17 protein-coding genes are annotated in these 17,861 nt (G+C 58.3%); 7 read left to right on the forward strand and 10 right to left on the reverse strand.

The window, feature by feature from the left end; all coding sequences use genetic code 11:
• The first annotated feature begins 78 nt into the window (after positions 1 to 78).
• Both CAL20_RS16870 and CAL20_RS16875 read left to right on the forward strand, forming a co-directional pair.
• On the forward strand, positions 79 to 1,332 hold the full coding sequence (locus CAL20_RS16870) for a CaiB/BaiF CoA transferase family protein (protein ID WP_094838487.1): 1,254 nt from the start codon (positions 79 to 81) through the stop codon (positions 1,330 to 1,332).
• Positions 1,333 to 1,422: 90 nt separating this feature from the next.
• A complete protein-coding gene (locus CAL20_RS16875) occupies positions 1,423 to 2,403 on the forward strand; it encodes a tripartite tricarboxylate transporter substrate binding protein (RefSeq protein WP_094820698.1) in 981 nt (326 codons plus the stop codon).
• Positions 2,404 to 2,538: 135 nt separating this feature from the next.
• Here CAL20_RS16875 and CAL20_RS16880 read toward each other — a convergent pair whose 3' ends face one another.
• The 4 genes from CAL20_RS16880 to CAL20_RS16895 all read right to left on the reverse strand — a co-directional run bounded on the left by CAL20_RS16880 (position 2,539) and on the right by CAL20_RS16895 (position 5,950).
• Entirely contained in the window at positions 2,539 to 3,507 is a 969-nt protein-coding gene (locus CAL20_RS16880; RefSeq protein ID WP_256981584.1) for a Bug family tripartite tricarboxylate transporter substrate binding protein, read from the reverse strand.
• A 113-nt stretch (positions 3,508 to 3,620) separates the two neighbouring features.
• Positions 3,621 to 4,040, reverse strand: coding sequence for a PaaI family thioesterase (locus tag CAL20_RS16885; RefSeq protein ID WP_094820697.1), 420 nt, complete (start codon positions 4,038 to 4,040; stop codon positions 3,621 to 3,623).
• Positions 4,033 to 5,244: a CaiB/BaiF CoA transferase family protein gene (locus tag CAL20_RS16890; RefSeq protein WP_094820696.1), complete on the reverse strand. Its 1,212-nt coding sequence runs from the start codon at positions 5,242 to 5,244 to the stop codon at positions 4,033 to 4,035. Before CAL20_RS16890 ends, CAL20_RS16885 begins: the two co-directional genes overlap by 8 nt.
• Before the next feature lies 1 nt (position 5,245).
• Positions 5,246 to 5,950: a haloacid dehalogenase type II gene (locus CAL20_RS16895; protein WP_094820695.1), complete on the reverse strand. Its 705-nt coding sequence runs from the start codon at positions 5,948 to 5,950 to the stop codon at positions 5,246 to 5,248.
• Between the two features lie 274 nt (positions 5,951 to 6,224).
• Between CAL20_RS16895 and CAL20_RS16900 the strand changes: the two genes are divergently transcribed.
• The 3 genes from CAL20_RS16900 to CAL20_RS16910 all read left to right on the forward strand — a co-directional run bounded on the left by CAL20_RS16900 (position 6,225) and on the right by CAL20_RS16910 (position 10,293).
• Positions 6,225 to 7,118: a LysR family transcriptional regulator gene (locus tag CAL20_RS16900; RefSeq protein WP_254923972.1), complete on the forward strand. Its 894-nt coding sequence runs from the start codon at positions 6,225 to 6,227 to the stop codon at positions 7,116 to 7,118.
• A 135-nt stretch (positions 7,119 to 7,253) separates the two neighbouring features.
• Positions 7,254 to 8,225, forward strand: coding sequence for a Bug family tripartite tricarboxylate transporter substrate binding protein (locus CAL20_RS16905; RefSeq protein WP_094820694.1), 972 nt, complete (start codon positions 7,254 to 7,256; stop codon positions 8,223 to 8,225).
• A gap of 196 nt (positions 8,226 to 8,421) precedes the next feature.
• On the forward strand, positions 8,422 to 10,293 hold the full coding sequence (locus CAL20_RS16910; RefSeq protein WP_094820693.1) for a choice-of-anchor I family protein: 1,872 nt from the start codon (positions 8,422 to 8,424) through the stop codon (positions 10,291 to 10,293).
• A 31-nt stretch (positions 10,294 to 10,324) separates the two neighbouring features.
• Here the strand turns inward: CAL20_RS16910 and CAL20_RS16915 are convergent, their stop codons facing one another.
• Positions 10,325 to 11,581 carry a multidrug effflux MFS transporter gene (locus CAL20_RS16915; protein ID WP_094820776.1) on the reverse strand — a complete coding sequence of 419 codons (1,257 nt, stop codon included), beginning with the start codon at positions 11,579 to 11,581 and terminating at the stop codon, positions 10,325 to 10,327.
• Between the two features lie 179 nt (positions 11,582 to 11,760).
• Here CAL20_RS16915 and CAL20_RS16920 point away from each other — a divergent pair, with 179 nt between their 5' ends.
• Positions 11,761 to 12,468: a glutathione S-transferase N-terminal domain-containing protein gene (locus CAL20_RS16920; RefSeq protein WP_094820692.1), complete on the forward strand. Its 708-nt coding sequence runs from the start codon at positions 11,761 to 11,763 to the stop codon at positions 12,466 to 12,468.
• Positions 12,469 to 12,551: 83 nt separating this feature from the next.
• On the opposite strand, the gene CAL20_RS16925 is transcribed toward CAL20_RS16920, so the two are convergent.
• Together CAL20_RS16925 and CAL20_RS16930 are read right to left on the reverse strand one after the other, a co-directional pair.
• The gene (locus tag CAL20_RS16925; protein ID WP_094820691.1) at positions 12,552 to 12,935 is read right to left on the reverse strand and encodes a YbaN family protein; all 384 of its coding nucleotides are present in this window, start codon (positions 12,933 to 12,935) and stop codon (positions 12,552 to 12,554) included.
• Between the two features lie 186 nt (positions 12,936 to 13,121).
• The gene (locus CAL20_RS16930; protein WP_094820690.1) at positions 13,122 to 14,240 is read right to left on the reverse strand and encodes an NADH:flavin oxidoreductase/NADH oxidase; all 1,119 of its coding nucleotides are present in this window, start codon (positions 14,238 to 14,240) and stop codon (positions 13,122 to 13,124) included.
• Between the two features lie 113 nt (positions 14,241 to 14,353).
• Between CAL20_RS16930 and CAL20_RS16935 the strand changes: the two genes are divergently transcribed.
• Positions 14,354 to 15,304: a LysR family transcriptional regulator gene (locus CAL20_RS16935; protein WP_094820689.1), complete on the forward strand. Its 951-nt coding sequence runs from the start codon at positions 14,354 to 14,356 to the stop codon at positions 15,302 to 15,304.
• A 5-nt stretch (positions 15,305 to 15,309) separates the two neighbouring features.
• Here the strand turns inward: CAL20_RS16935 and CAL20_RS16940 are convergent, their stop codons facing one another.
• The 3 genes from CAL20_RS16940 to CAL20_RS16950 form a co-directional block, all read right to left on the reverse strand.
• Positions 15,310 to 15,837 carry a helix-turn-helix transcriptional regulator gene (locus CAL20_RS16940; RefSeq protein WP_094838456.1) on the reverse strand — a complete coding sequence of 176 codons (528 nt, stop codon included), beginning with the start codon at positions 15,835 to 15,837 and terminating at the stop codon, positions 15,310 to 15,312.
• 14 nt (positions 15,838 to 15,851) lie between these two features.
• The gene (locus CAL20_RS25785) at positions 15,852 to 16,109 is read right to left on the reverse strand and encodes a hypothetical protein (RefSeq protein ID WP_094820687.1); all 258 of its coding nucleotides are present in this window, start codon (positions 16,107 to 16,109) and stop codon (positions 15,852 to 15,854) included.
• A 186-nt stretch (positions 16,110 to 16,295) separates the two neighbouring features.
• A complete protein-coding gene (locus CAL20_RS16950) occupies positions 16,296 to 17,696 on the reverse strand; it encodes an aminotransferase-like domain-containing protein (protein WP_094820686.1) in 1,401 nt (466 codons plus the stop codon).
• Between the last annotated feature and the right edge of the window lie 165 nt (positions 17,697 to 17,861).

Below are 17,861 nucleotides of genomic sequence, written 5' to 3' on the forward strand. Positions count from 1 at the left end.
TGCCATGCACAGACTGTGCTGACACAAACCATCACCTGGGCCAATGCATCGCAGCGGCCCGCCAACCGAGTTGATGCCATGCCAGACACACATACCGCCCACACCTACGATCAAGACCTGCCGCTGGAAGGCATACGCGTGCTGGACCTCTCGCGCGTCTTTGCCGGCCCGCTGTGCGGCCAGGCCCTGGCCGACTTTGGTGCCGAGGTGATCAAGGTCGAGCATCCCGTCCGCGGCGACGACACGCGCGATTGGGGTATGCGCATCGGCAAAACCGAGACGACCTACTACAACAGCATGAATCGCAACAAGCGATCCATCACGCTGGACCTGCAAAGTCCCGAAGGCCTGGCCCTCATCTACGATCTCCTGCCCCAGTTCGACGTGGTCCTGCACAACTTCAAATGCGGCGGCGCCGACAAATTAGGCCTGGGCTACGAGCAACTCAAAGCCCACAAACCGGACCTCATCTATTGCGCGATCAGCGGCTATAACAGCGCCGGCCCAGAAGCCACTCGACCGGGTTACGACCTCGTCATCCAAGGCGAAAGCGGATTGATGGCCCTCAATGGCGAAGCCAGCCAGCCGCCTTTGAAATTCGGCGTCGCGACGGTCGACATGATGACCGGCATGTATGCCGCACAAGCCGTATTGGCAGCGCTGTTCCGGCGTGAACGCAGCGGTAAAGGGCGCCTGATCGAAATGGCGCTTTACGACTGCGGCATCATGGTGACGAGCTACTACGGGCTCGACGCCTTGCTGCTAGGACGGGATCCGCAACGCTACGGCAACGCGCATCCGTCCATCGTGCCTTACGGCATGTTCGAGGCCGCCGATGGTCCTTTTATCATCGCCGTCGGCACCAATACGCAGTTCGACAAATTCTGCCGCCAAGTCGTCATACGCCCCGACATCGTCGAGGATCCACGCTATGCCACGAATATCGAACGCGCCAAGAATCGCTTGACCCTGCTGCCCATGGTGACGGCTTTGCTCCGCGAATTTCCCCGCGATCTCTTGCTGCAACGCCTGAACGAATGCGGTATTCCCTGCGGCAAGGTGCTGGGCTTGCACGAAGCACTCACCAGCGAACGTACACGCCAGGGCGGCCTGCTGCAAAACCTGCCGCACCCCGTCGCGGGATCCACCCACGTCTATGCCCCACCCTATCGGCTCGACGGCCAGCGCCTGCCCATCCGTCATGCGCCGCCGACCTTGGGCGAAGGCACCAAAGACGTATTACAGCGGCTGCTGCAGCTATCCGAATCCGAATTACGCGCCTTGCAAGCCAAAGGCGTGTTGACCCTGCCGGGAGAAACCCCGGCTGAATGACAAAGCAAACCGCGAACTCGGGATCATGACAAAGATCAGACCCGGTCCAACGCGGCATTCCATCAGTACCGCTAACGGAGACAACCCATCATGCCATCGACTACCCGCCGTGCCTGCTTTCGGCTGACACTGGCTGCCCTATTGAACCTGGCCATCGCATGGCCCGCCATGGCGCAGACCGATTTTCCCACCAAGCCCATCACATTGATTGTGCCCTTTCCCGCTGGGGGCTCCACAGATCGCCATCTGCGCGCTGTCGCGGCGGAGGCGAGCAAATCGCTGGGTCAGAACGTCGTCGTCGAAAACCGTCCGGGCGCGGGCGGCACCATGGCGCCCGGCAACATGGCCAGATCGGCCAAGCCCGACGGCTATACGATCAGCCTCTATCCATTAGGCATGCTGCGCATGCCCTACATGCACAAAACCGACTGGGACCCGATCAAAGACTTCACCTTCATCGTGGGCCTGTCCGGCTATACCTTTGGCTTCACAGTCCGTGCAGATTCGCCATTCAAGACCTTTAACGACTACATTGCCGCGGCTCGCGCCAAACCGGGCGAAATCGATTATGGATCCACAGGCGTAGGGTCGTCCCCCCACCTCCTGATGGAAGAACTCGCCATCAATGCCAAAGTGAAATTGACGCACGTACCCTTCAAGGGCAACGCCGACATGCAACAGGCGCTGCTGGGCGGACACGTCATGGCGCAAAGCGATGCCAGCGGATGGGATCAATTTGTCGATAGCGGCAAAATGCGTTTGCTGGTGACCTTTGGCGAAAAACGCACCACGCGTTGGCCCGATGTCCCGACAGCAGCGGAACTGGGCTATGGCGTCACATCGACGTCGCCTTATGGCCTGGCTGGCCCCAAAGGCATGGATCCCGCCGTGGTCAAGAAACTGCACGATGCCTTTAAAACCGCCCTGTTTTCCGCACAAAGCATGGAGATCATGAAGCAGCTCAACCAAGAGCCCGTCTATCGCAATAGCGACGACTACCGCGAATGGGCCATCGCCACCTACGCAAAAGACAAGACCCTGATTGAGCATCTGGGCCTGATGGCGAAATAGATCGCTCATCGTCCCGCAACGCGGCGCGACGTACTGACGCCACCTCCTATTCGGACTCTACGCCCGACAACGGAAAAGGATCCGAATAGGCCATCCACTCGCGAGGCCCCTGCGCCATCTCTCCGGGGAGATCTCTCAATTCAACGAAATCCCCAGCTCCTTGACAGCCTCCATCCATCGGGAAATCTCGGAGCGCACATATGGCCCGGTGTCCTCGAATGACATATCGGGGACTTCCGCCCCTTGCTGCTTCCATGCTTCGGCTACGGCCGGATCATTCAGCGCCACGCCAATGGCCTTGGCCATGCGCTCCACAATTGCGGACGGTGTTCCTGCCCGAGCCCACCAACCGTACCAGATCGTAGCGTCCATATCCGGACCGCCGGCCTCGTTGATCGTCGGAATATCGGGAAACAGCGAGCTGCGGCGAGCGGTCAGGACCGCCAGGGGACGAATTTTCCCCCCTTGTATTTGAGGGGCAGACGTACCGAGCCCATCAAACATGAGCAGGCACTGACCGGCGATAAGATCAGTCATGGCCGGCGCAGTACCGCGATAGGGGATATGCGTCATATTGAGCCCCGTCAACCGCTTGAACGACTCTGCCACGATGTGTTGTGCCGTACCCGCGCCCGATGAGCAATAGTTCATTTTTTCGGGATTTTTCTTCGCGTAGGAAATTAGCGTTTCGACCGAATTGAAGGGTGCCTGCATGTTGACCACCAAAACGGTTGGGACCTGCGCGGTAAGCGCTATTGGCGTGAAGTCTTTGCCGAGATCGTAGTTGCGATCTGGGTACAACCCTTCAGCCATCGGCTGATGTACGCCGCCGGACAGAAATGTATAACCGTCTGCTTCGGCTGAGGCGGCATACCGAACGCCGATGATGCCGCCTGCGCCAGGGCGATTCTCGACGACCACGGACTGACCCAATTCTTTCGACAGCGCGGCTGCGAGGGGACGCGTGAATACGTCGACGCCTCCTCCGGGCGAATAAGGCACTACGGCCCTAATTGGTCTGTCGGGCCAATCTGCACTGATTGCCATGCCTGGCAACGCAGCTAACAATGCACCCGCAACAGCAGCATTTACTATCCATTTCATTTTTGTCTCCTTCACTGATATCAATAGATGAGGAAGCCGCCGTCAGCGATGGACCATGCCGTGATCGTCGCTCTGGCAGCAAATTCATCAGTTTTTTAGGACGCGCTGAGCTTCTATTTCAGACGCTTCCAAGTAGCGGTCGCGAACGCCACTACCTCTGCCTCAGCGTCAGTCATCGTCGAGCGCAAGAAAGAAATTCCCTGCCCCAATTTGATCAACTCGCCGCAACAACGTATTGCTCCGGTCCGCACCGCCTTCACATACTGCGTCTTCATCTCTAGAGTGGTGCCGGGGCCTTGCAATCGATTTAGCAGGTGGCCCATTGATATATCCATGACGGTCGCGATGATTCCTCCATGCAATGAGCCTTGAGGGTTGAACATGAAATCCTCGAGCTCGAACGTGATCACGCAGTGCTGATCCGGATACTCGAAGCGAAGGTTCAGCAATCGCGCCAGGAAAAACGCTTCAAAATCGGGCCGATGATTGTTCAGCGCTTGTTCAAACGCTTGCCTCGCTGCGACTTTATTCATGCTTTACCTCCTCACAGCGAATAACTCGTCTGTTGGCTAGATCATCCAATTGGGCTTGATTCAGCCCGAGTAAATCGATCAGGATTTCCGCTGTGTGTTGCCCCAACAGGGGAGGAGCCGAATGGACGTCGTCGTTCTTGTCATCGAAGCGGAGGGGACTATCGATGTTCTTGACCATCCCCGCAGTAGGATGCTGCATCTCGATAATCATGTTCCGCGTAACGAGCTGCTCGGCTTCGCATACCTCCTGCACCGACCGAATGTCGCCATAGGGCACACCAGCCCGGGACAACGCTTCAATCCAATGGCGACGGGGCTTGGTTGAGATGATTTGGGCCACAATGGGAACCAGCTCACCTCGCAGTTTGACGCGATCCGCCGCCCTGGCGAACCGTGATTCGGCAGAGAGATCAGGCCGCTCAATCACCTTGCAGAACAATTGCCAGAACTTGTCATTGGCCACGCCGATATTGACCCAGCCGTCTGATGCCTGGAACGTCTCGTAGGGTGCGATGGTGGCATGCGTATTGCCGCGGCGTTTCGGGCTCTGGCCCGTGGTGAAGTAAATGCCGGCATTGAACGTCAGGAGCGACGCCATGCTGTCTAGCATGGATACGTCCACATGACGGCCTACGCCGGTGCGCACTCGCTCCAGCAATGCGGCCATGATCCCTTGCGTGGCGAACTGGCCAGTGAGCAGGTCGCCGATCGACGTCCCGACTTTAGTCGGCGGCCCGTCCGGATCTCCTGTTATGTCCATGACCCCTGATTCGCCCTGAATGATCAGGTCGTAGCCCGGGCGCTGGGCGTCCGGGCCGGTACTTCCAAATCCCGTGATGGAACAACTGACCAGCTTGGGGTTGATCGCCCGCAACTCGCGGTGATCCAGACCCAGGCGCTTCATTGTCCCGGGGCGGAAATTGTCGAGCAGTACGTCGCATTGCTCAGCAAGTTGCCTGGTTAGCCAAACGCCAGCCGGATCCCGCAGGTTGATAGCGCAACTGCGCTTGTTGCGGTTGATGGAAAGAAAGTATGCGCTTTCGCCCCCGACGAACGGAGGTCCGAATGCTCGACTATCATCTCCATGCTCGGGCTCTTCGATCTTGATGATCTCGGCGCCCAGATCCCCTAGCAGCATGCTGCAGAAGGGACCGGACACCACCCGGCTCAGGTCAAGGACACGAATACCGGTAAGCGCTCCCATGTCACACCATGACGTCGGCGAGCGACTTCATGTCGTCAACCCATATGTCTGGTTGATGGGGGCTACGGCCGAACGGACGCTTACGGCGATCGATAAAGGCGCTGTGCATACCCGCCGCCTTGGCGCCTAGGCAGTCGAACGCGTGGTTCGCCACGAACAGCACTTCATCCATTTGCACGCCCATGATCTCGGCGGCCTTGGTATAGGTGGCGACATGAGGCTTGAACGAGCCGGCCTCGGCCACGGAAATCACCTTGTCGAAGGGTATGCCGTGATGTTCCCTGGCGGCTTCGAGCATGTCCACATCGCCATTGGACAAGACGACGATCTTATATTTGGTCTGCAGCTTGGCCAGCGCAGCCGGCACGTCCGGAAAGCACTTGAGACGCTCAATGTTGCTAATCAGATCCTTAACTTCGGCGTCAGTGTGTTCGATGCCGGCCCGTTCGAGGGTGTAGTCCAAGGCACGTTCGCCGATTTCGCGGTACGGGGTGTGCTCCTTATGCAGCAAACCGTCGATCATCGAGTTCTCGAAGTGCGTGCGGCGGTACCACGTCACGAGGGAACCAGGTTTCCCCTGCCAGCCTTTGGCCGTAAGGAAAGGCGTGAATGCCTCGGTCAAGCCCTTTTGCATGTCGACCACCGTACCGTATTGGTCGAACATGACGACTTTGATTTTGTTCTTCAGAACGTCCACAGATGCCATTGAAGTACTCCGATTCATAGAGAAAACAAGCGTTGTTCGCTTGAAATCAAATTTAAGATCGGGAGATCAATCGGTCCAATGGATGATTGGAATAGAATTATTGACTAAATCAATAATACAGACACCGGCTGGCCTCACGGCTCAATATTGGATATCCGCTCGAAAGTAGCGGCCGGTGTCGGCATTGACGAAAGCGGCTGGTGGAATGAATATGGAAGGATCATTTTATTGATCTCATGAATGGCGGTATCTCTTGCGAATCAATCTCCGTTCTGTGGACCTGAATCTTCTCGTCATATTCGACGCGCTGATGTTGGAGCGTCATGTCACACGCGCGGCCGCCCGTGCCGCGATGAGCCAACCGGCGATGAGTAATGCCTTGACCCGGCTGCGAGCGCTCTTCAAAGACGAGTTGTTCGTACGTACGGCTCAGGGCATGGAACCCACTCCAAGGGCGCTGGAACTCGGTGAATCCGTTCACCAGATCTTGCTGCAAGCTGAGCGATTGATGCATAGTGCTGCGCTCTTCGAGCCGGCAACGTCGGAACGTGCATTCACCATCCGTATGTCGGATCTGGTGGGAACGCTATTGCTTCCTGGCTGCATGCATCGGCTTGCATCGCTCGCTCCTGGAATTTCGCTCGATGTGCTGCATATAGCCCCCGAGCGCTCCATTCGTGCGCTGGAGGAAGGGCAGCTTGATTTCGCAGTGAGCTTTGAGCTTGCTCATGGACGATCAATTCGCTCGGAGTCCCTGTTACCCGACAAAATGGTTTGCGCGATGAGGGAAGGACATCCATTGAGCAAAGGACGCCTGACGCTAAGGCGCTTTCTTGATGCGCGCCACCTGCGCGTTGCAATGAGCCCAACAGATTTGCGATTTGTCGATAGCAAGCTGGCTATGCGAGGCCTTAGCAGGAAGATTGCTGTCAATGTTCCCCAGTGGCTATTGGTACCCGAGATGCTAAGACAGACAGACTTTCTAGGAGTGGTCTCAGAACGCTTCGGAAATCGGTTTACGTCACAAGGCATTGTCTGCAAGCCATTGCCGTTTGAATCTCCGGAGTTCGAATGGCGAATTTATTATCATCACAGGAATGCGCACAGCAAAGCGCACTTCTGGATGATGCAACTCATTATTGATGCGGCCGCCGCATCGCTGCGATGAGTACCGGTCTCGGAAAGATTGCAAAACGGTAATCTCCCGGTTAATCTTCCACTACGATAAGTTGTACGACAACATACGACCATAACGAGATGGGCACTTAGGCTGTTCGGCCTATGCCCCAAGGAGATTTACACAATGCAACGCCGTGATTTTCTGCGCACCGCCGCAGCGCTACCCCTGACGGGCCTTGTTGCCCACGCCCATGCGGCCGAGGAAAAATGGCCGACGCGTCCCGTGCGTATTGTGGTGCCCTACACCCCCGGTGGGTCATCAGACATCATCGCGCGCCTGATCTCGCCTGAGCTGAGCAAAGCCTTAGGCGAAAGCGTCGTCGTAGAAAACCGTCCGGGCGCCAACGGCAACCTGGGCACCGGCATCGTGGCCAAGGCTGACGACGGTCATACCCTCCTGCTGTGCGACATCGGCGCGTTGGCGATTACGCCGTCGGTCTACACCAAACTCACCTTTGATCCGTCGAAAGATCTGCGCCCCGTCAGCATGCTGGCGTATTCACCTCACGTATTGGCCGTTCACCCCAGCTTCCCCGCCAAGACGCTGCCCGAGATTGTCGAGCTCTCGAAAAAGCAGCGCGTCAATTTCGCTGTCACTGCCATCGGCAGCGCCCCTCACCTGGCCGCGGTCGCCGTGCAGCAAGCCACCGGCGCCAAATGGGAATACGTCCCCTATAAGGGCGGCGCACAGGCGATCTCCGATACGGTGGGCGGCCAGACCGAAGTCATCATGAATGGTTTGCTGGCGACCCTGCCGCACATCCGCAGCGGCAACCTGCGCGCTATCGCCATTTCCAAGCGCGAACGCATGCAATTGATTCCGGACATCCCCACGATCGCCGAGCAAGGCGTTGCCGGATTCGAATCAGGCACCTGGCAAGGCATCATGGCCCCGGCCACCCTGCCCGCTGCGACCGCGGAGCGTCTGGCCAAAATCCTGGCCGACATTGCGAAGCAACCCGAGATCGTCGAAAAGCTCAACCAACAGGGCGCAGAAGTCGTCACCTACGATCCGACGCAGCTAGGTAAGTTCTACACGACTGAGCGCGATCGTTGGGCCAAAGTGGTCAAGAGCGTAGGAATCACACTGGATTAAACGCCCCAATGCCGCCACTGCGGCTGGTAATACGCATGAAGCGGGCGATGTAAGCCTGTCGCATTTTTCCCGAATGCGGCAGGCTCACATCGCCCTCCGCCGTTTTTGCCGACTGACCATCTCTTTGTAACAAAGCCGAAACAAACCGCCCCTAGTCTGTCCGCTCTTACGAACTCCTGAAGTGGACGACAAGAAAATGAAAACATGGAAACTGGCCGCGGCAGCTGCCCTGTTGCCTCTAGCCCTGCTGGGTTGCGGCAGCAGCAGCGACGACGGCGACGACAATAATGGTGATAACACCGAGGTCCCGCCTCCCACACCGCCCGCCGCCGAAGTCGCTCAACACATCACCTCGGTAGATTTCCTCGGTCGCTATGAGGCCGGCAGCTATGGCGTCAGTGCTGCCGAGATTCCCGCCTATGATCCGGCAACCAAGCGCGTCTTTGTCGTCAACGCCCTCTCCGGCAAAATCGACATCCTCGATCTGCAGATACCTGCAACGCCCAGCCATATCGGCACGCTCGATGCCGAAGCCGTGCTGGCAGGCGCCGAAATCAACAGCGTCGCCGTCAAAAACGGCATGGTAGCCGTCGCTGTCCAAGCGCCGGTCAAGACCGATCCGGGCTATGTCGCCTTGTACGATGCCGCCTCGCTGGCTCTGCTGGGCTCAGTTAGAGTCGGTGCCCTGCCTGACATGGTGACCTTTACCCCCGACGGCAAGACCGTGCTCGTTGCGAACGAAGGCGAACCCTCCGATGACTACACGATCGACCCCGAAGGCTCGGTCAGCGTCATCGATGTAACTAACCCTGCAGCACTGACGGCACGCACTGCTGGATTCACGGAATGGAATGGCAAAGAGGCCGCACTGCGCACGCAGGGTGTGCGTCTGGTGGGTCCGCGCGCGACAGCTGCACAGGATATTGAGCCCGAATACATCACGGTATCGGACGACGGCGCCACCGCCTGGGTCGCTCTGCAGGAAAACAACGCACTGGCCAAACTGGACGTGGCCAGCGCCCGCATCACAGACATCCTGCCATTGGGCGCCAAGGACCATGGGGTGGAAGGCAATGGCCTGGACGTCAGCGACACCGATGGAGCCATCAACATCCGTCCGTGGGCCGGCGTCAAGGGCCTATACATGCCTGACGGCATCGCGTCCTATACCGTAGGCGGCGCCACGTACATCGTCACCGCCAACGAGGGCGATGGCCGCGCCTGGGGCGAAGACAACGACGCCTACTGGAACTGGGGCCGCGATGCCGACGGCAACTGGCTGGGCCTCGATGCCTCCGAAGCGCCCGGTTTTGTCGATGAGTTCCGCGTCAAACACCTGGTGCATAAAAGCGGTTTCGATCGCCGTGCTGGCGACGATTTGCCACCCCAACTGCGTCAACTCGCACCGGGCGGCCTGCTTGACCCCACTGTCTTTGCCTATTGTGGCGCCGCCGACACCGATCCGGGCGATTGCCGCGAAGACGAAAACCTGGGCCGTCTGACCGTGACCTGGACCATGGGCTACAAACAGAACGCCGACGGCACACCGCAACTGAGCGCCGATGGCCGCCTCGTCTATGACACGCTATACGCCTACGGCGCGCGGTCCTTTTCGATCCGCGATGCCAACGGCAAACTGGTCTGGGACTCGGGCGATCAATTCGAAAAAATCACGGCCGAACGATACCCGGAATGGTTCAACTCGGGCCATGACGAAACGATCTTCGACGATCGCAGCGACAACAAGGGCCCGGAACCCGAAGGCGTCACGCTGGGCAAGATCGGTGAAAAAACCTATGCCTTCGTCGGTCTGGAGCGTATGGGCGGCATCATGGTCTACAACATCAGCGATCCCGCGAATCCTGTATTCACCACCTATGTGAACTCGCGCGACTTCAGCGTGGATTCGGCCGAAAATCCGGCAAGCGCAGGTGACCTGGGACCCGAGGGCTTGGCCTTCGTATCCGCCGAGGATTCGCCTGACGGCCAGCCCCTGTTGATCGTGGGTAACGAAGTCAGCGGCACTACTTCGATCTATCGCATTGTCCTGGCCGACGACGCAAACTGATCGTAGAGCGCATCGCGGGGTTGAGCATCGCTCAACTCCGCGACGTACGCCCTCGCGACGCCATCCAGAACATGCACTGCCCCGTCAGGCCGGCGCCAGCCAGCACCAACGCGGTCGACAGTGCAGGAGACGAGCCCAAGCCTGCCAACGCGGTACACAGCGCGCCTACCGCCATCTGCAATGCGCCATACAAACCCGACGCCGAGCCGATCACCAACGGATTCACGCCGACCGCCAGCGTCAGAGAAATCGGGCCTGCCATACCGCAGCCGAACGTATAGAAAAACATCAACGCCACGATCGGTGCGACAGAGGCATAGCCCGACAACACCAACGCCAAGAACGCCACCGCCGATAGGGCGCTCAATGCATTGCCGGCGACCATCACACGATCCATAGGCACCTTGCCGATCAATCGCGACGTCACCATAGACCCCAGCCACACGCCCGACACCAGCACAGCCAGATAAAGACCGACTTCGCTCGCGGGCCGATGCAGCTCGTTGACAAAAATAAACGGCGCCGAGGCGACAAAGGCGAACATGGAGGTAGTGGCGCAGCCGCCCCCGATCGAATAGCCGATAAACACGCGAGAGGCGAGCAATTGCCGGTAATGACGCATCAGTGTTGCTGCTGTCACCTGCGCCAGCCGTGCTCCCGTTTCCGGCAGCATGCGCCAAGCCAGCAGGAAATTCACCACGCCTAGTACGCACAGGCTCAACAGCACCGCGCGCCAACCGAGCCATGTGGCCAAAGCTCCGCCCACAATGGGCGCAACACCGGGCGCGACCGTCACCATCAAACTCATCAATGCCAAGCGTTTTGCTGCCTCGGCAGGCGCCGCGGTATCACGCACGATGGCACGACCCAACACCAGACCTGCGCAACCTCCCAAAGCCTGAAACAGACGCGCGGCGATCAAGGCATAGACATCGGGCGCCAACGCTGCGGCCAGTCCCGCCGAGGTATAGATCACCAGCCCCGCCATCAACACGCGGCGGCGCCCATACCGATCGGACAGCGGGCCATAGATCAGTTGTCCCACCGCCAACCCGATGATGTAGAGACTGACCGTCATCTGCATCGCGCCGCTACCCGCCTGCAGATCTTGACCCGCCATCGCCAGCGCCGGCACAAAAATATGCATCGCCAGCGTACCGCTAAAGGTGAACAGGGCTAATAACCAGAGCGGCACATGCGCCACAGCGGGTACATCAGAGAGATCGGAGGCTGGCGACGGCGAGCGTTCGTCGTGCGTCACACCGCGTGGCAACGTAGTAGAGTCCATCGGCAAATACATGACATATCAATTAATTGTATATCAAAGAATCTGTCGCCGTCTTGGGCCCTATCAGGAAGGCCGTCTCGCAAATCATATATCTGACAAAAAGGCCTCCGTGCCAATACAGAAAATCGCCCGCCATCGGGTACGATTCCAACGCCCCTTATCACTACGGAAATCGATCCATGGCTGACCTGTCCGCTTTCCCCATTACCCGCAAATGGCCTGCCCGCCACCCGGACCATATTCAGTTGTATTCCCTGCCCACGCCCAATGGCGTCAAGGTATCGATCATGCTCGAGGAAACGGGCCTGCCCTACGAAGCGCATCGCGTCGCGTTCGACACGCAGGATCAGTTTTCTCCAGAGTTTTTGTCACTGAACCCCAATAACAAGATTCCCGCGATCCTGGACCCCAACGGTCCGGATGGCCAGCCTCTGGCGCTGTTCGAGTCGGGCGCGATCCTGGTTTATCTGGCCAGCAAGACCGGGCAATTCATTCCGCAGGACACCGCGGGCCGCTTTCAGGCACTGCAATGGCTGATGTTCCAGATGGGCGGCATCGGCCCGATGTTTGGCCAACTGGGTTTCTTTAACAAATTTGCCGGCAAGGAATACGAGGACAAGCGTCCACGCGATCGCTACGTCGCGGAATCGCGGCGCCTGCTGCAGGTTCTGGATGGGCACTTGGCCGATCGCGCCTGGATCCTGGGCGACGAATACAGCATTGCCGATATCGCCACGTTCCCATGGATACGCAATCTGGTGGGTTTCTATGAGGCTGGCGATCTGGTGGGCTTTGGCGATTTTGCCAACGTACAACGTGTGCTGGATGCTTTCGTCGCGCGTCCCGCCGTTCAGCGGGGGCTGACCATTCCCGCCGCGCCGAACTGAGCCATTGCATTCGGACACAGCACGTCGGGAGGGCGCTTATCATCGCGCAGCTCTCGGCGTGAAGTGAGGAGCGCGAAACGCCGCTACGCTTTCGGCGCGGGACGGGTCAGCAGCCACACCGCGCAGCCCACCATAAACAGGCTGACCACTGCGCCCAACCACCAGACGGGATCAACGGTCAGCCAAAACACGGCCACCCCCACGGCGATCCCTGTCACAGCAAACGCCTTGCCGCGCGCAGAAATAGCACCCTGCTCTCGCCACGCGACCAAGGACGGTCCGAACTGGGGATGCTGTAATAAATAGGCTTCCCAGCGCGGCGAGGCACGGCCAAAGCATGCCGCCGCCAGAATCACGAAAATTGTCGTGGGCATCACCGGCAATACGGCTCCGATGACAGCCAGCACGAGCATCAGCATGCCCAACGCCCAGTACAAGCGGCGTACCCAGCGATGCCTAGCGACCATAAAAACGCGGCCACGTTTGCACGCCGCCCTCGACTGCCACCACCTGGTACTCAGGCTGCTGTATCGCAGGCGGGCTCAGGAAGTGCAAGGGCGTCATGGGTTCTTGATCGGGAGAAGTAACGTGACCTCAATAACGTTCGAAACGTCATCCACGACATCATACCAATGACGGGCCCTGCCCCGGCTTCAAGCCGATTTCTTGCCTGCGCCGCGATAACGGGACAACCAATGGGCATAAGGGGCTGGCAACACCCAGTCCGGATCCTGTACGCCAAGCACCTGAGCCAGATGATACGTGTAATGCGGATTTGCCAAATGCGCACGCCCCATCATCACCAAGTCCATTTGGTTTTTCTCAACCAAGCCTTGTGCAATGAGAGGATCGTCCATGCCCCAAGCCGAAGCCACGGGGATTTCGGCCTCACGGCGCACGCGTTCTGCGATCGGGCCCAGAAATGCGGGCGTTTTCCAGGGGATATCGACCTCGGCAATCGTAAAGCCGACACTGACGTTCAACAGATCCAGCCCACCCCTGCGCATTGCGCGCGTCAACGAGATCGATTCGGCTAACGTTTCCTCATCGCGCCCATCGTATTCCAGCACGCCAAAACGCGCCGTCAACGGCAAGTGCTCCGGCCATACTGCACGCACGGCATCCAGCGTTTCCAACAAGAAGCGGCTGCGCCCGTCGAAACTGCCTCCATACTGATCCGTACGCCGATTGGAATGGGTCGAAAAGAACGACTGCGCCAGATAGCCGTGTGCAAAATGCAGCTCCAGCCATTCGAATCCGGCATCGCGGGCACGGCGAGCGGCGGCCGCGAAGTCTGTTTTGACCCGCTCAATATCGGCCAGACTCATTTCTGTCGGCACCTTGGGCAACTCGCCGCCGTACGCCACTGCCGAGGGTGCGATGGTCTGCCAGCCGCCCGGAGCATCATTGGGGATGTGATCGTCGCCTTCCCAGGGACGATTGGCGCTCGCCTTGCGGCCGGCATGAGCGATCTGGATACCAGGTACGGCCCCAGCGGCCTTGATACTGGCCGCGATACGTGCCATCCCCTCCGCCTGCTCGTCATTCCACAGGCCTGTGCAGGCGGGCGTAATCCGCCCTTCGGGCGACACAGCAGTCGCTTCGACAATCACCAGCCCGGCACCGCCACGCGCAATGCTGGGGTAATGCACCTGATGCCAGTCGTTCGTGAATCCGTCCTCGGCGCTGTATTGGCACATGGGCGGTATCGCAATCCGGTTGCGCAGTGTGACGTCCTTGAGTGTGAAAGGCGTGAATAATGCAGACGACATCAGATTCTCTTTTAAAAAGACGGTAACTAGATAGATAGGAAACGCTGCTAGATTACCCTCCGCACACCGAAATTTGATCTAATGGATCATTATCCCTTCGATAAAATATCGTTATGCTAAATCCGCAATGGCTCCGGACCTTTTCGGCTGTAAGCGAGGCGGGGGGCTTTACCCGCGCTGCCATTAAGCTGGGTCTGACCCAGGCCGCCATCAGTCAACACATTCGTCATCTGGAAACTGAACTCGGCCCGTTGTTGATCCGGCGTCCTCGTCAGATCGAGTTGACCCCGGCAGGGATGGCACTGCTGGAATATTGCAACGACATTGAGCAAGCAGACCGCCGCCTGCAGGCACGATTGAGCGATGGCGACACAGAGCATGGTGAAATCAGCCTGATCACGCCCGGCAGTATCGGCCTGTCCCTCTATCCCGTATTGCTGGACTTGCAACGTGCGCGGCCAGGCCTGAGTATTCGCCATCGTTTCGCGCCTGACTGGGAAACGCTCGATGCGATATTGCGCAAACAATTCGAATTGGGACTGGTCACGCTGCGCCCGGACGACCCTCGCCTGGCATCGGAAAAATTTTCAGAAGAACCGTTGGAACTCATCGTGCCGGCCTCTGCACGCGTAGACAGTTGGGCAGATTTGGCAGGCTTGGGATTTATTGACCACCCTGAGGGCCAAGCCATGGCCACCCGCCTGCTGGCGCGTCGGTTTCCCGGCAATCCAGGAATGCACAGCCTATCCATACACGGTTTCAGCAATCAGATTGGCTTGATGTTGGAACCGGTGGCACGCGGCCTCGGATTCACCGTATTGCATCGTCATGCTCGCCAGGCATTCCCCCGCCCTGAGGCTATCCGAGTCGTTGAATGCGGCGCACCTGTCGTCGATACGTTGTGGTTGATCCACCGCGCAGAATGGCCACTGTCGGCTCGCGCGGCCTATATAGTCGATTACTTGAAAAGACACATCGCGTCAGAGCGCCCCCGAAATCGCCACCCCGCACCATCTGGCTCTCGGGCCAAGACTGAACTCGCCAAACGCAGCGCGAAACGCTAAAAAAACTAACGGGCGATCAAGGTACGCAGCCCCGTCGCGAGCCGGCGCGACACGCGCTGCTGTTGTCTAACGATATTGACCTGCAAGGTCATTTTCGCCACCTCGATCATGGGCTGCGACAAGGTATATCCCCCCCTTGATTGCAGCCACGTCAGCAGATCGGCCAAATGCCACAGCACCGAGCTGCCCTCATGAACGGGAGCCGGAAAAGTCCCCGAATGCGTCAGCATCAATTTGCGCATGTTCTGTCGAGACACACCCACCAGTTCGGCTGCGTCGGTCAACCCGACCAGATCCGGCGTGGCCTCGATCAGTCGTGCCGAAGGGATCGCCCGCTGAACATCAGCCAACGCGCTGCGGACGGCAGCCTCAGCGCTCTCTGCCTCACGGGTGAATTCCAAGGCCAATCGTCCAGGCAAACCGATACCGACCAACGCGTCATCGCAGCCCGCCTCTCCGAGGCGTTCGACGATGTCGTCCATATCTCGATCGTCTCTCGCGAGCTGATATTTCAAGGTAAAAACATATTCCATCAAGATTCCTTAGCTCAAGACAAAAGCATTCTGCGATGCGTTGAACAGTTTTCTACGACACGGCATAAAGCGTGTGCGTGATTGGCCGGACTTTTGGGTGTGCTCCATATGCAGGTAATACAGAACTCGCCGCAACGACACTCGTCGTCGTTATAGGGGCAATACATCTTGCCCCAAGCATGACCGCCCCCGACGACGATTCGCCAGCCTTGTTGCTCTGCGTATCTGAGTACTTGTTCGATTTCCTTTTTGGGGTGAATCCGACGAACCATCAATGCTCCCACTGTACAAGCACATCAATAAGTTGTCAATTGACAACCTAACAAACAAACAACGGCTGGCTATCGAGAAGCACGCACCGCTTTCGCCGGTGCGGTCTCGCCGCGCGAGCTCTTAAATCCGTTGGAATAGTGTATGTGTCGTCCGGCGTGTTCACAACGCCATACGTGATAAATCCGTCATCTCACTGTGCCTAGCAATGCCTCCACCGCCCGCTGAAATCGAGGGTCCAGCATGGCGGCAACGTTGCAGCGGGACCAGCGCGAGATAGCGGCCGAGTCCAGATGAAACACGCGCCCGGGCGCCATCTTGACGTTACGCGCCAGCAGGTCCTCCGCCCACTGCAACGAATCATGAACTCCCGGGAAAGCTACCCACAAATAAAGCGACTGGCCGCTACGGGCAAAGACTTCGCAATCATGTTCGTCCAGCCACTGCTGCGCCGATGCGCATGCCGTGCTCAACTTTTGCCGCAGCTTGACGAGATGACGCTCGTAATGCCCTTCGCGCAGCATGATGTCAACCATCCGCTCACAATATTCAGAGCCGCTGACGTGAATGAGGGCATTGAGATCCGCGAGATCACTGGCCAATGCCGTATTGCAGGCAATGAACCCGACCCGTAGCGCCGCGGAAAATGATTTGGAAAAGCTGCCGATATAAATCGTACGCTCGAGCTGATCCAACGTAGACAGACGCACGGTGGACGGAGGCTTGAAATCGGCAAAAGGATCGTCCTCGACGATCAACAGATTATGGCGCTCGGCCAACTGCAACACGCGATAAGCCTTGGCCGCACTGATATCGGATCCTGTGGGATTGTGAGCGACAGATTGCGTAAAGAACAACCTGGGCCGCTCCGTCGTCAAGATGTTTTCCAACGCGGCCAGATCCGGCCCATCGGCCAACCTCGGCACACCGATGACACGCGCGCCGGCGAGCTTCAGCTTGCCAAACAACAGGTAATACCCAGGTTCATCCACCAGCACCGTGGCGCCCGGCGGAACGAAATAACGAATCACCAGATCCAGCGCTTGATTCGCCCCCTGCGTCAGCACCAATTGATTGGTACTGACCTCCAGTCCCAGCACGCCCAGCTTGCGAACCAGGCTGTCGCGCAACGGAGCGTACCCATAACGATGTCCATAACGAAACAAGGAACTCAACCCCGTACGCACGACTTTTTGGTGATAGCGGTCCATACGCATATCCGCCAACCATTCGATAGGCGGAAATCCATCTCCGACCGCCGTCGTATCGGGATGGGTTTTGAGCTGTTCACGCATCAGCCATACCGTGTCCATGGCGCGATGCAGCTGCCCGGGTTCGTCCTCGGCCTCCTCCGCTCGACGAAATTGGGCCGACACGTAAAAACCTGCACCTCGGCGAGGCTCGATCATGCCGCGCGAGACCAGGATGTCGAACGCAGAGACCACCGTATTGATCGCGTAGCGATGCAATCGTGCCAACTCGCGCAGCGACGGCAGTTTGTCCCCGGGTTGATATACCCCGTCCGAAATCTGTTGGCCGATGACGTCGGCGAGTTTCTGGGCAATCGTGGCGGAACGTTGCACGCGCATGTCTCGTTGATCCTCTATTTTTCCTGGCGCCGCAACGCCTTGAATGTTGCATTGCAATGATACTGTTTGTGCAAACTGTACCTTTTATAAATGCAGCACCTTTAATACAGTGCGCTCCATTGTTTCGCATTGTCTACTTTTTGGGTCGCCGGGCTGCGTCAGCCA

The sequence above is a fragment of the Bordetella genomosp. 4 genome (genome assembly GCF_002261185.1).
Taxonomy (GTDB): Bacteria; Pseudomonadota; Gammaproteobacteria; order Burkholderiales; family Burkholderiaceae_B; genus Bordetella_A.

Coding starts and splice junctions, on each gene's coding strand:
- CAL20_RS16885 (WP_094820697.1), bottom strand. CDS start 4,040: ATGAATAAAGTCGCAGCGAGGCAAGCGTTTGAACAAGCGCTGAACAAT.
- CAL20_RS16925 (WP_094820691.1), bottom strand. CDS start 12,935: ATGGTCGCTAGGCATCGCTGGGTACGCCGCTTGTACTGGGCGTTGGGC.
- CAL20_RS16950 (WP_094820686.1), bottom strand. CDS start 17,696: ATGCGCGTGCAACGTTCCGCCACGATTGCCCAGAAACTCGCCGACGTC.
- CAL20_RS16930 (WP_094820690.1), bottom strand. CDS start 14,240: ATGTCGTCTGCATTATTCACGCCTTTCACACTCAAGGACGTCACACTG.
- CAL20_RS16870 (WP_094838487.1), top strand. CDS start 79: ATGCCAGACACACATACCGCCCACACCTACGATCAAGACCTGCCGCTG.
- CAL20_RS25785 (WP_094820687.1), bottom strand. CDS start 16,109: ATGGTTCGTCGGATTCACCCCAAAAAGGAAATCGAACAAGTACTCAGA.
- CAL20_RS16940 (WP_094838456.1), bottom strand. CDS start 15,837: ATGGAATATGTTTTTACCTTGAAATATCAGCTCGCGAGAGACGATCGA.
- CAL20_RS16915 (WP_094820776.1), bottom strand. CDS start 11,581: ATGGACTCTACTACGTTGCCACGCGGTGTGACGCACGACGAACGCTCG.
- CAL20_RS16905 (WP_094820694.1), top strand. CDS start 7,254: ATGCAACGCCGTGATTTTCTGCGCACCGCCGCAGCGCTACCCCTGACG.
- CAL20_RS16880 (WP_256981584.1), bottom strand. CDS start 3,507: ATGAAATGGATAGTAAATGCTGCTGTTGCGGGTGCATTGTTAGCTGCG.
- CAL20_RS16935 (WP_094820689.1), top strand. CDS start 14,354: ATGCTAAATCCGCAATGGCTCCGGACCTTTTCGGCTGTAAGCGAGGCG.
- CAL20_RS16910 (WP_094820693.1), top strand. CDS start 8,422: ATGAAAACATGGAAACTGGCCGCGGCAGCTGCCCTGTTGCCTCTAGCC.
- CAL20_RS16875 (WP_094820698.1), top strand. CDS start 1,423: ATGCCATCGACTACCCGCCGTGCCTGCTTTCGGCTGACACTGGCTGCC.
- CAL20_RS16920 (WP_094820692.1), top strand. CDS start 11,761: ATGGCTGACCTGTCCGCTTTCCCCATTACCCGCAAATGGCCTGCCCGC.
- CAL20_RS16895 (WP_094820695.1), bottom strand. CDS start 5,950: ATGGCATCTGTGGACGTTCTGAAGAACAAAATCAAAGTCGTCATGTTC.
- CAL20_RS16890 (WP_094820696.1), bottom strand. CDS start 5,244: ATGGGAGCGCTTACCGGTATTCGTGTCCTTGACCTGAGCCGGGTGGTG.